The organism is Flavobacterium channae (assembly GCF_021172165.1).
In the GTDB taxonomy this organism is placed as follows: Bacteria; Bacteroidota; Bacteroidia; order Flavobacteriales; family Flavobacteriaceae; genus Flavobacterium; species Flavobacterium channae.
The window spans coordinates 130,799-143,666 of the sequence record NZ_CP089096.1 but is presented as its reverse complement, the minus strand read 5'-3'; the positions used below and the strand labels follow the sequence as shown (position 1 = coordinate 143,666).

13 protein-coding genes are annotated in these 12,868 nt (G+C 33.2%); 6 read left to right on the top strand and 7 right to left on the bottom strand.

The annotated features are described in order from the left end of the window. The first annotated feature begins 2 nt into the window (after positions 1–2). Positions 3–608 (top strand): superoxide dismutase, encoded by a 606-nt coding sequence (locus LOS89_RS00660; protein WP_231835808.1) that lies wholly within the window; start codon positions 3–5, stop codon positions 606–608. Positions 609–1,233: 625 nt separating this feature from the next. Here LOS89_RS00660 and LOS89_RS00655 read toward each other — a convergent pair. The 4 genes from LOS89_RS00655 to purN form a co-directional block, all read right to left on the bottom strand. Beyond that, entirely contained in the window at positions 1,234–3,132 is a 1,899-nt protein-coding gene (locus tag LOS89_RS00655) for an amidophosphoribosyltransferase (protein WP_231835807.1), read from the bottom strand. Between the two features lie 79 nt (positions 3,133–3,211). Beyond that, the gene (locus tag LOS89_RS00650) at positions 3,212–4,141 is read right to left on the bottom strand and encodes a PfkB family carbohydrate kinase (protein ID WP_231835806.1); all 930 of its coding nucleotides are present in this window, start codon (positions 4,139–4,141) and stop codon (positions 3,212–3,214) included. 81 nt (positions 4,142–4,222) lie between these two features. Then, complete coding sequence (rnhA, locus tag LOS89_RS00645; RefSeq protein WP_231835805.1) at positions 4,223–4,702, bottom strand: ribonuclease HI; 480 nt, start codon at positions 4,700–4,702, stop codon at positions 4,223–4,225. A 9-nt stretch (positions 4,703–4,711) separates the two neighbouring features. Beyond that, entirely contained in the window at positions 4,712–5,278 is a 567-nt protein-coding gene (gene purN / locus LOS89_RS00640) for a phosphoribosylglycinamide formyltransferase (RefSeq protein ID WP_231835804.1), read from the bottom strand. A gap of 173 nt (positions 5,279–5,451) precedes the next feature. Here purN and LOS89_RS00635 point away from each other — a divergent pair, with 173 nt between their 5' ends. From LOS89_RS00635 to pyk, 5 genes are all read left to right on the top strand, one after another. Further along, positions 5,452–5,688: an acyl carrier protein gene (locus tag LOS89_RS00635; protein WP_007137004.1), complete on the top strand. Its 237-nt coding sequence runs from the start codon at positions 5,452–5,454 to the stop codon at positions 5,686–5,688. A 176-nt stretch (positions 5,689–5,864) separates the two neighbouring features. After that, on the top strand, positions 5,865–7,118 hold the full coding sequence (gene fabF / locus LOS89_RS00630) for a beta-ketoacyl-ACP synthase II (RefSeq protein WP_231835803.1): 1,254 nt from the start codon (positions 5,865–5,867) through the stop codon (positions 7,116–7,118). Between the two features lie 2 nt (positions 7,119–7,120). Continuing rightward, positions 7,121–7,864, top strand: coding sequence for a ribonuclease III (rnc, locus tag LOS89_RS00625; RefSeq protein ID WP_231835802.1), 744 nt, complete (start codon positions 7,121–7,123; stop codon positions 7,862–7,864). Between the two features lie 102 nt (positions 7,865–7,966). Further along, positions 7,967–8,440 carry an IPExxxVDY family protein gene (locus LOS89_RS00620; RefSeq protein WP_231835801.1) on the top strand — a complete coding sequence of 158 codons (474 nt, stop codon included), beginning with the start codon at positions 7,967–7,969 and terminating at the stop codon, positions 8,438–8,440. 5 nt (positions 8,441–8,445) lie between these two features. Then, complete coding sequence (gene pyk, locus LOS89_RS00615) at positions 8,446–9,876, top strand: pyruvate kinase (RefSeq protein WP_231835800.1); 1,431 nt, start codon at positions 8,446–8,448, stop codon at positions 9,874–9,876. Positions 9,877–9,969: 93 nt separating this feature from the next. Here the strand turns inward: pyk and LOS89_RS00610 are convergent, their stop codons facing one another. The 3 genes from LOS89_RS00610 to dinB all read right to left on the bottom strand — a co-directional run bounded on the left by LOS89_RS00610 (position 9,970) and on the right by dinB (position 12,867). Next, entirely contained in the window at positions 9,970–11,019 is a 1,050-nt protein-coding gene (locus tag LOS89_RS00610; RefSeq protein ID WP_231835799.1) for a histidine kinase, read from the bottom strand. Then, on the bottom strand, positions 11,016–11,651 hold the full coding sequence (locus LOS89_RS00605; RefSeq protein ID WP_231835798.1) for a response regulator: 636 nt from the start codon (positions 11,649–11,651) through the stop codon (positions 11,016–11,018). Before LOS89_RS00605 ends, LOS89_RS00610 begins: the two co-directional genes overlap by 4 nt. A 118-nt stretch (positions 11,652–11,769) precedes the next feature. Next, positions 11,770–12,867, bottom strand: coding sequence for a DNA polymerase IV (gene dinB / locus LOS89_RS00600; protein ID WP_231835797.1), 1,098 nt, complete (start codon positions 12,865–12,867; stop codon positions 11,770–11,772). Between the last annotated feature and the right edge of the window lies 1 nt (position 12,868).

Here is a 12,868-nt window from a genome sequence, read left to right as displayed (position 1 = left end):
TTATGGCTTTTGAATTACCACAATTACCTTATGCATATGATGCATTAGAACCACATATTGATGCTAGAACAATGGAAATCCACCATTCTAAGCACCACAATGCATATGTTACTAACTTAAACAATGCAATTGCTGGAACAGATTTAGATGGAAAATCTATTGAAGATATTATGAAAAATCTTGATATGAACAATATGGCTGTTCGTAACAACGGAGGTGGACACTACAATCACACTATGTTTTGGGAAATTATGTCGCCAAACGGTGGAGGTTTACCAACAGGTGAATTAGCTGCTGCAATTGATAGTGCTTTTGGTTCTTTTGAAAACTTTAAAGCTGAATTTGCTAAAGCTGGTGCTACACGTTTTGGGTCTGGATGGGCTTGGTTATGTGTAAAAGATGGAAAATTAGAAGTTTGTTCTACTCCTAACCAAGACAACCCAATTATGCCAGGTGTTGCTTGTGGAGGACAACCAATTTTAGGAATGGATGTATGGGAACATGCTTACTATTTAAACTATCAAAACCGTCGTCCTGACTATATTGAAGCTTTTTTCAATGTTATCAATTGGGCTGAAGTTGCAAAACGTTTTTCAGCTAACAAATAAGAAAAAGAAAAACTAAAAAAAGGCGAAGAATTAATTCTTCGCCTTTTTTTTAACCCAATTTATTAAAATAAAAAAGGCACGCATTGCGTACCCTTTTTGCCCCAAATCTACCATAAAACTTAACCTACTAATTTTCTGGTAGTGCTAAAGTAGAACAAGAAACTATGCGTGCACAAAAAAATTGTTGAATAACACAAAAACTCGATGAAATGCGTTTTTAAAAAAATACAGTTCTTTTTTTTTATTTTTCATAACAATTACACTCCTTTTTTGTCAAAAAAAAAGGCACGCATTGCGTACCCTTTTTGCCCCAAATCTACCATAAAACTTAACCTACTAATTTTCTGGTAGTACTAAAGTAATACAACGTACTATGCTTGCATAAAAAAATTGTTAAACGAAATAAAAAATCGATGAAATGCATTTTCAACAATTAAAAAAGACATTTTTAAGTTAAAATGTGATTTTTTGTCAAAAAAAAAGGCACGCATTGCGTACCCTTTTTGCCCCAAATCTACCATAAAACTTAACCTACTAATTTTCTGGTAGTGCTAAAGTATGGCGAGATTTTGTATTACTATAAAAAAATTGTTAAACGAAATAAAAAGTCGATAAAGTGCATTTTTTAGTATGCTCTTGCGTCTTTTCCTTCATAAAAATTCATAAATGCTCTGTTTACCACTCGATTACCTCCATCAGTTGGATAATCTCCTGTGAAATACCAATCTCCTAAATTCTTAGGACAAGCAATATGTAAATCGGCTACCGTTTGATAGATAATTTTCACTTCAGCTTTTGTTCCTTCTGGAGTTAACATCTCAGCAATTTTATCTGATATTTCTTGATCTGTAAATGGAGCATAAATTTCTTTTACATAATTTATCACATCAGCATCAACAAAATCTTCTTGTGCTTTTGATTTTTTATAAACTTCTTCTACAATATGATATAAGTTACGCTCTTTTAACAACTCAAGAGCCGCTCTAAACGCAACTAATCCTTCCAATTTTGCCATATCAATACCATAACAATCGGGATAACGAATTTGAGGTGCAGAAGAAACAACCACTATTTTCTTAGGACTTAATCTGTCCATCATTTTAATGATGCTTTGTTTTAAAGTTGTTCCTCTTACAATACTATCATCAATAATTACCAAATTATCAGTTGGTTTTACCACACCATACGTTACATCGTAAACGTGCGCAACTAAATCGTCACGACTACTATCTTCTGTAATGAATGTTCTTAATTTTGCGTCTTTAATGGCAATTTTTTCAGTTCTAATCTTAACCGAAAGCAATTCTTTTAAAGTTTCTTCAGTTAATGTGTCTTTTTGCTCAATGATTGTTCGAGCTTTTCGCTGATTTAAGAAATCTTGAGCAGCTTCAGACATTCCGTAAAAAGAAGTTTCAGCTGTATTTGGAATATAGGAGAAAACTGTATTATCGGTATCGTTATCAATTGCTTCTAAAACACTTGGGAAGATTAATTTACCCAATTCTTTTCTTTCTCTATAAATTTCGGCATCGCTACCACGCGAGAAATAAATGCGTTCAAACGAACATGCTTTTTTGATTAACGGAGTTCTTACTTCTTCTACAGAAACATTTCCGTTTTTCTTAATGATAATTGCACTTCCTGGATTTAGTTCTTGTACTTTTTCGAAAGGCACATTGAAAACCGTTTGAATAACTGGACGTTCTGATGCTACTACTACAATTTCATCATCCTCGTAAAAGAAAGCTGGACGAATTCCTGCAGGATCACGCATTACAAAAGAATCTCCATGACCAAATAAACCAGCCATTGCATAACCTCCATCCCAATTGCGAGATGCACGCTCTAAAATTCTTTGAATGTTTAATCGTTCACCAATTACCGGAGAAGCTTCTTGCTTAGAATAGCCTTCGTTTTTACATTCTTTATACAAATGAGTTACCTCGTCATCTAAAAAATGTCCGATTTTTTCCATTACCGTTACAGTATCTGCCATTTGTTTCGGATGTTGACCCAAATCGATTAGATTTTGAAACAACTCCTTAACATTGGTCATATTAAAGTTCCCGGCAACAATTAAATTACGGTGCATCCAATTGTTTTGACGTAAAAATGGATGTACACTCTCAATACTATTTTTACCAAAAGTTCCGTAACGAACGTGTCCTAAAAACACTTCGCCAACATAAGGTATGTTTTGTTTTTGAAGCGCTACATTATTCTGATATTCAGGATTTGCCTCTAATTCACGACTTATTCTGTCGTTAATTTGGGCAAAAATATCTTTAATAGGTTGTGGATCATTAGATCGAATTCGGCTAATATAGCGTTCACCAGGATTTACATCCAATTTGATACTTGCCAATCCTGCACCGTCTTGACCGCGATTGTGTTGCTTTTCCATAAGTAAGTACATTTTTTGTACTCCATAAAAAGCTGATCCGTATTTTTCTTTATAAAACTCTAACGGTTTTTTTAATCGAAGAAGGGCAATTCCACACTCGTGTTTGATTGCGTCACTCATAAGTAGTTGTGTTGTTGTAGGTTGTTGTAATTCTTATTATTTATAAAACAAAAAATGCCCCGAAAATCGAGGCACGTTTTTATTCTTCTAATTCTATTTCAAATTGCGTTAATGACTTAAATTGTTGTAAACGAGCATTAACTTCTTTTCTATCTAAATTTTCCATTCTTTCTGTACCAAATTTCTCTACACAGAAAGACGCTAAATTAGAACCATAAATAATGGCATTTTTCATATTGTCAAAAGAGATGTTTTCAGATTGTGCAATGTAACCTGCAAAACCTCCTGCGAACGTATCTCCAGCACCAGTTGGATCAAACACTTCTTCTAATGGTAATGCTGGGGCAAAGAAAACCTCTTTATTGTGGAACAATAATGCTCCGTGTTCTCCTTTTTTAATTACCACATATTTTGGTCCCATTGTATGGATTTTAGCAGCTGCTTTAACTAAAGAATATTCTCCAGATAACTGACGTGCTTCTTCGTCATTAATTGTAATTACATCTACACGTTTAATAACGTCTAATAATTCTGGTAATGCGCAGTCCATCCAAAAGTTCATTGTATCTAATACTACTAACTTTGGTCTTTCGGTCATTTGGTTTAAAACACCAGATTGTACAATTGGGTGCAAGTTTCCTAATAAAACTACATCTGAATTTTTATATGCTTGCGGAACAACTGGATTAAAATCAGCCAAAACGTTTAATTCAGTAACTAAAGTGTCGCGAGAATTTAAATCGTTGTGGTATTTTCCACTCCAAAAGAACGTTTTTCCACCTTTTACGATTTCAATTCCTTCTATATTTACTCCTTTGTTTTCTAATAAATCTAAATATTCCTTTGGAAAATCTTCTCCAACAACAGAAACTACTGCTGCATCAACATTAAAAAAATTAGAGGATAAACCAATGTAAGTTGCTGCTCCACCTAAGATTTTATCCGTTTTTCCGAAAGGTGTTTCAATAGCATCAAAAGCTACTGTTCCTACTATTAATAGTTTGTTCATTAAATTGAATTTGAAATAAGGTGCAAAGATAATCTTTTAGTTGCAGAGTTGCAAAAGGTTATATATCTAAAAATTAATCTTTTACAACAACCTCCCTTCTTCACGCTCATAAAACTCGTCAATAGATAATTTTTCTTGTTGCGAAGCCATAACTGCCAATTCATCACAACGTTCGTTTTGCGGATGACTGTTATGTCCTTTTACCCATTGAAAATCGACTTGGTGTTTGCGATACACTTTTAAGAAACGCATCCATAAATCAGGGTTTTTCTTGGCTTTGAAATTGATTTTTTCCCACTGAAACACCCAGCGTTTTTCTACCGCATCCACCACATATTTCGAATCGGAAACGACTAAGACTTTGGTTTTTGGATTTTTTAATTTCTCTAAACCTACAATTACCGCTAACAATTCCATTCTATTATTGGTCGACAATCGGAAACCTTCGTAAAATTCTTTTTTATAGGGTGTCCCTACCATTTCCATCACCACGCCATAGCCAGCCGGCCCAGGGTTTCCCTTGGCAGCGCCGTCTGTGTATATGTGGACTTCGTGTGACAAATTATGAATTTAGAATTTAGAATTTAGAACTTCAGAAATAACCGTTGGAAAATATTGATGTTCTAATTCATGGATTTTATGCGCAATTTCTTCCGCAGTTTTGCAATCCTCGATGTTGACTGATTTTTGAAAAATAAATTCGCCTTCATCGTAATGTTCGTTTACATAATGAATGGTGATTCCGGTTTCTTTTTCTTTATTTTCCAAAACAGCTTGATGTACATTCATGCCGTACATTCCTTTTCCGCCGTATTTTGGCAATAATGCAGGATGAATGTTAATCACTTTTGGATATTCTTTTAATATAGACTCTGGAAATTTCAGTAGAAATCCGGCTAAAACGATTAAATCGGGTTGAAATTGATGCAATTGTTCCAACACAAAACCTTCATTTAACTGCGTTTTATTAAAAACTACTGAAGGGATATCATGATTTTTTGCTCTATCTAACACTTTGGCATCTGGTTTGTTAGAAAAGATAGCGACTACAGTTCCTTGGTTATTTTTTTTAAAATAGCGAATAATTTCTTCCGCATTTGAGCCATTTCCGGAAGCAAAAAGCACAATATTCTTCATTTCAGTATGGATTTCTTCCCACAAAAAAAAGAATAATTATTGGTAAAAAATAAAAAAAAGAAGCCTTTGTGAATATTTTTTTTTATTTTCGTAGTCACATTTAGTAACAAAAAGGTGGTTTTAAAATAAAGTTTTTTATTTTTGCCAACAAATTAAATTAAAAATTAAAGATTATGTCAGACATTGCATCAAGAGTAAAAGCGATTATCGTAGACAAATTAGGAGTTGACGAAAACGAAGTTGTAACAGAAGCAAGCTTCACAAATGATTTAGGAGCTGATTCATTAGACACTGTTGAGCTTATTATGGAGTTCGAAAAAGAATTTGATATCCAAATTCCAGACGACCAAGCTGAAAACATTGCTACTGTAGGTCAAGCTATTTCTTACATCGAAGAAGCTAAAAAATAATAAATAAAACGCCCGTGTGCAATTTTGCATGCGGGTTTTTATTATTTTAAAGAAAATTAGACTATTTTTGATTGAATTTCAATCACATTATATTGAAATACCCTTGTCTCTTTATCCCTAATAACTAAAGAAAACACGGGTATTATTTGTTTAAACGATTTTTTAAATATTAGAATATGCAATTAAAGCGTGTTGTTGTAACAGGTCTTGGAGCGTTAACTCCTATTGGAAATACTCTTCAAGAATATTGGGACGGTCTTGTGAACGGAAAAAGTGGCGCTGCCCCTATTACTTATTACGATACTGAAAAGCATAAAACCAAATTTGCTTGTGAAATTAAAAACTTCAATGTAGAAGATTTTATCGACAAAAAAGAGGTTCGCAGAATGGATAAGTTTGCTCAATATGCTATTGTTGCGAGTGACGAAGCCATTAAAGATTCAGGAATTACATTAGAAAATGTAAACAAACATAGAGTTGGAGTTATTTGGGGAGCGGGTATTGGAGGTTTACAAACTTTCCAAGACGAAGTAATGAGTTATGCCGCTGGTGATGGAACACCGCGTTTTAATCCATTCTTTATCCCTAAAATGATTGCAGATATTGCTCCTGGACACATTTCAATGCGAAATGGTTTCATGGGACCTAACTATACTACGGTTTCTGCATGTGCTTCTTCGGCAAATGCTTTAGTAGATGCGTTCAACTACATTCGTTTAGGAATGTGTGATGTTGTTGTTTCAGGTGGTTCTGAAGCAGCTGTAACCATTGCAGGTATGGGCGGATTTAACTCTATGCAAGCTTTATCAACTAGAAACGAAAGTCCAGAAACCGCTTCAAGACCCTTTGATGCTACTCGTGATGGATTTGTTTTAGGTGAAGGTGCTGGTGCTTTAGTATTAGAAGAGTACGAACATGCGATTGCTCGTGGTGCTAAAATCTACTGTGAAGTAGGTGGGGGTGGTTTATCTTCTGATGCGTATCACTTAACGGCTCCACACCCAGAAGGAATTGGAGTAATTGCCGTGATGGAAAACTGTTTACGTGACGCTGGCTTAAAACCAGAAGATGTAGACCACATTAACACTCACGGAACTTCAACACCGCTTGGAGACGTTGCTGAGTTAAAAGCAATTAGCCATGTTTTTGGTGATCACGCTAAAAACATCAACATTAACTCGACAAAATCGATGACAGGTCACTTACTTGGTGCTGCTGGTGCTATTGAAGCAATTGCTTCTATATTAGCGATGCAAAACGGTATTGTGCCACCAACGATTAATCATACAACAGTAGACGAAAACATTGATCCATCATTAAACTTAACTTTAAACAAAGCGCAAAAACGCGAAATTAAAGTGGCTATGAGTAATACTTTTGGTTTTGGTGGACATAACGCTTGTGTTTTATTCAAAAAATTTGAGAACTAAACATGCGTCGTTTATTTAATAAAATACGAAAAAATTCCCGTTCTCCAGAAGACGGGATTTTTTTTGAAAAAATTACGAAAATCCTTGGTTTTCAGCCCAATGAATTAAAATATTACAAAAAAGCATTTACTCATCGCTCAGCTAATAAAGTAGACGAAAAAGGAAATCCTTTTAATTATGAGCGCTTAGAATTCCTTGGCGATGCTATGTTAGGAAGTGTTATAGCTGCTCATTTATATAGTGAAGTTCCTTCGGGAGATGAAGGTTATTTGACAAAAATGCGCTCTAAAATTGTAAGTAGAGAACATTTGAATGAACTAGGTCGTGATTTCAACTTAGTCCAATTTGTAGAAAGTAAAGTCAATTCGAGTCAATTTGGAGAAAACATTCATGGTAATTTGTTTGAAGCATTTATTGGCGCCATTTATTTAGATAAAGGGTTTACTTATTGCGAAAAATTTATTCAAAATAAAATTATTAAACAATATGTTGATATTGCTAAATTAGAAGGTAAAGTCATCAGTTACAAAAGTTTAATTATCGAATGGTGTCAAAAAGAAAAAGCTCCTTTCGCTTTTGATTTTATTGAAGATAATGGTCAAGAAGGACAAAAATATTTCAGCGTAAAATTGTCAATTAACAACAAAATTATTGCTAAAGCTCGAGCTACTTCAAAGAAAAAAGCGGAAGAAAAAGCAGCTCAAAGAGCCTATTTTGCATTACAAGAAAAAATTTCAAAAAAATAATTCTCTACTCAAACGTTTTCGTTTATAAATTATCGTTAAGAACTACTCAATGGGTAGTTTTTAACGTATTTTAACCTTATCTTTACGACTTAATTTTGGAAAATGGCCATTCATAAAATTCAAATAAACGATTTTATTTCAGATGATTATGAGTTAATCGCCATTCATACATCTTTAGAAGATTACAAATTAGCGTATTGCTTAAACAAAGAATTGGGATTGCAGTTACAAAAAAATGATAACTACGTAGAAATTGCCATTTCAGAAGGAAAAAGCGCTTTTGAGAATTTTACTTTTGATGATGAAAAAAACGATGTAATTTGGACCTTAATCGAAAATAAAACCACGATTATCAATTCGAACAAACAAACGAGTTCACTTTTTGAACAAGTTGACATCACCGTTTTTTTACTTCCAGAATATAAAAAAGCAGATTATTTAATTAAAATTGAAAATATCGATTATGGCTTTGATGCCGATGTAATTATCGATAGCATATTGAAAATTAAAAACATAACTACTGCTTATTCCGTTGATACAACAAACTTAAAATCAAAAAATAATTTAATTTTTTAATTAAAATGCCAACAAACAAAAAAACTAAAATTGTAGCTACACTAGGTCCTGCCTGTAGTACAAAAGAAGTGCTTAAAAATATGGTGGATGCTGGAGTTAATGTCTTCCGAATTAACTTTTCGCACGCTGATTATACCGATGTTAGTGCCAGAATTGATATGATTAGAGAACTGAACGATGAGTTTGGTTATACTACTTCCATCTTAGCCGATTTACAAGGTCCGAAATTACGTGTAGGTGTAATGAAAGAAGACGTGGTAGTAAGTAAAGGCGACAAAATTACTTTTACCACAGCAGAAGACATCTTAGGAACATCTGAACGTGTTTATATGAACTACAAAGAGTTTCCAAAAGACGTAAATCCAGGAGAAAGAATCTTATTAGACGACGGAAAATTAATTTTCGAAGTAACAAAAACCGATAAAAACACTGAAGTTGAAGCGGTGGTAGTTCAAGGTGGCCCATTAAAATCGAAAAAAGGGGTGAATTTACCAAACACAAAAGTTTCGCTTCCTGCTTTAACCGAAAAAGATATTCGCGATGCTAAATTTGCTATCGAAAACAAAGTAGATTGGATTGCATTATCGTTTGTGAGAACCCCAAATGACTTAGAAGATTTACAAGATTTAATTGCGGAACATTCGGATCATAAAATTCCGATTATTGCTAAAATTGAAAAGCCAGAAGCAGTTGAGAACATTGATAAAATCGTAGCATTTTGCGATGGTTTGATGGTAGCTCGTGGTGATTTAGGTGTGGAAGTTCCTGCAGAAGAAGTGCCATTGATTCAGAAAAAATTGATTCACAGAGCAAAAACAGCTCGTATTCCAGTAATCGTGGCAACACAAATGATGGAAACGATGATTACGTCATTAACCCCAACACGTGCCGAAGTAAACGACGTAGCAAACTCAGTAATGGACGGAGCTGATGCGGTAATGTTATCAGGGGAAACTTCAGTAGGAAATTATCCTGTGGAAGTAATTCAAACCATGACACGTATTATTGAAAGTGTGGAAGATTCGCCATTAATTAAAGTGCCGTTATCGCAGCCACAAGTAAAAAACCAACGTTATATTACCAAATCGATTTGTTACCACGCTTCTCAAATGGCAGATACCATTAATGCGAAAGCGATTACAACGTTAACCAACTCGGGTTATACGGCGTTCCAAATTTCGGCTTGGCGACCAAAATCGCATATTTTGGTATTTACGTCTAACAAACGTATTTTAACGCAATTGAACTTGTTATGGGGAGTTAGAGCGTATTTCTATGACAAGTTAGTAAGTACAGACGACACCATCGACGATATCAACACGATTTGTAAAGAAAAGAAATACGTAAAAAAAGGCGATATGGTAGTAAACTTAGCCGCAATGCCTATCGTAGCAAAAGGAATGGTAAACACGATGCGTGTTTCTGAAATAGAATAAGCTTAGCTTTAAATTATATAAAAAATCCGTTTTGAATTTCAGAACGGATTTTTTTTACATGACTAATAAAAAAATAGAGTCGAATAAAATAAATTAACCTATTTTTCCGTATTGTTGAAGTGTATAATTTTTAAATTTTATTGTAAAAACATTCTCTTCATATTCAATGCCTTTTTCTTTATAGGCTTTTTGAGGATCTACATTATTATCAATAATTAATTCTGCATTATTTAATTCTAAAATTTTAGCTGTTGTACCCAAACCAAGGCCCTTACCAGATTTACCTAATTTTATTGCCATCAATCCAGAAACTCCTTCTTGAAAAATGTTACGCTTCTCTTCATTACTAATTTTCAAAGAAGACATTTCCAATTTTAGATAAAAATTATTTTCATCTTTCTGAAACCTAACATTGAATATTGAATTAGGCCTAATGTATTTTGTTGCATTATCAATTAGATGATAAAGTGCAACATGTAAAATTTCATAGTCAAAAATCAAATAATCATCGTTCTCTTCAAAATTAACATAAACACTAATGTCTTTAAAATCTTGAAAGAAAATGTGAAATAAATTCAATGTAACTTTTCTAATTTGATGCCTTCTGTTTCTTATAGTACTTTCTCCTTCCATTAACTTATTAATAACAGAAAATTCAGCTTTCATCGCGGCATTATTTTTTGCAATTCTTAAAAAAGTTCTCGCTGCCTCTTCAGGATTCTCTAAAATCTTTTTTTGAATCGAATCAAGTTGTTGATTTAAATTCTGTGTCAACAAATCTTGTGGGACAACGGCATATAATTCTTGAATATTATGACCATTTGTTTTGGTTAGATTATGAATCAATTTTTGAGAATCAAGATTAAGTTGTTCCTTAATAATTTCAATCTCTTTTAATCCAAAAAGAATTGATTCTAATTTATTAATAAAGGTTTTTGAACTTAAACAATAATCCTTTGAAGATGAACAACAAAAAACCTCTCCAAACTCATTAGTTTTAAAACCAATTCTTCTCTGATCTTCATAGACAGGGCATTTAACTTTTAGTGTTAAACTTGAGCAATTATTAATACACGAATTACACTCAGCCGAAAAATCAGAGTACAAATTTATTCTATTCTTATTTTTTAATTGAATTCTCATTTCAAATCAACTTCTGCACTAAATTGTTCAATAATTTCCTGGAATTCTGAAGGTTCTGCATTTTTATGAAGAAAATCATCAACTTTTCTCAATGCCTCATGAAATCTATTTCCGCCTTGTTCAGTTGAATAAATAATTACTTTTTTTTCGGGATATTTTTTCTTTAAATAATTAGCCAGACCCAAACCTTCATCTTTAAATCCCATTTTTATACCAACACCATTAATATCGACAAAAAGTATGTGTGAATTTTTCACTAAATCAGAATCTGGATTATCAATATCTTTAATTATTTTCGTGTTAATCCATCCAGATACATTAAGAATTTTTATAATTTTAAATTTAGTATCATCATCAACAAAAAGAATATTTGTTAACTTTTTTCTAGTTTCAAGTTCGTCTTTTGAAGATAACGCACTCTTTGGTGCAAGATTACCAGAATTTTTTCCTTCAAGAATATTGTTAATAACAACTTCATTTTTAACTTCAACACTAGACTCAGAAGAATTATCTAATATTCCGAGTTTATCATTTTGTTTGTTTCTATCAATAAAATAATTAATAATAATTCCTATAATTAAAACACCTATTCCACTAAATATCCAATCTTTATTCTCAATAATCCAATCCATTTATTTATACAATTTGGTTAAAAAAATTAAAATTTATCACATCATTATGCAATATAACAAAAATCCTACAACACCATTGTTATAGTTTTTCTATACTTTTAGTTAAAATTTCAACTTTTTAAAACTCAAACTTCAATTGTACCGAAACACTTTTTTGAGGTAAAGCGGTTTTAGTTTTTTCTTCGTTGTTTAAATTATTCACCGAAATACCTAACAATCGCACCGAATTTCTCAAACGTTCTTGGTAAAGTAAATCTTTAGCAACATCTAAAATAATGTGTTTATCGCTTATAAAATAAGGCAATGTTTTACTTCGCGTTTGTAATGTAAAATCGGAATATTTTATTTTTAAGGTGATGGTTTTTCCTGATATTTTGCTTTTTTGCAAGCGTTTTTCTAATTCTTTAGCAATGCTTTGCAAACGTTCTTCCATAAAAATTTCGGAAGATAAATTTTCGCCAAATGTTCGTTCCGCTCCAACGGATTTTATCTTACGATTAGGTTTTACTGCGCTGTTGTGAATGCCACGACAAATTTGATAGTAATGCAAACCGCTGTTTCCAAAGTGTTTTTCTAAATATTCCAGCGATTTTTGTTTCAAATCGTAACCCGTAAAAATTCCCAATTGGTACATTTTTTCGGCAGTGACTTTGCCTACACCATAGAACTTTTTAATGTCTAATTTCTCTAAAAAAATTTCCACCTCATCAGGATTTACCGTTTTTTGTCCATTAGGTTTGTTATAATCCGAAGCTATTTTAGCCACAAATTTATTTACGGAAATTCCAGCTGAAGCGGTTAACCCAACTTCTTCAAAAATACGTTTTCTGATTTCTTGCGCTATTAATGTCGCACTCGGATTGCCTTTTTTGTTTTCGGTAACGTCTAAATAGGCTTCATCGAGCGATAACGGTTCCACTAAATCGGTATATTCATGAAAAATCTTGCGAATTTTCTTCGAAATCTCTTTGTATCGGTCAAATCGTGGTCGTACAAAAATTAAATCCGGACACAATCGTTTTGCCTGGATGCCGCTAATAGCACTTCGAACTCCAAATTTCCTTGCCTCATAACTTGCTGCAGAAACCACTCCACGAACTTCGCTTCCACCAACAGCCAAAGGCTTTCCTTTCAGCTCCGGATTGTCCATTTGCTCTACCGATGCATAAAACGCATCCATGTCAACGTGAATTATTTTTCGGTAGTGTTCGCTCATA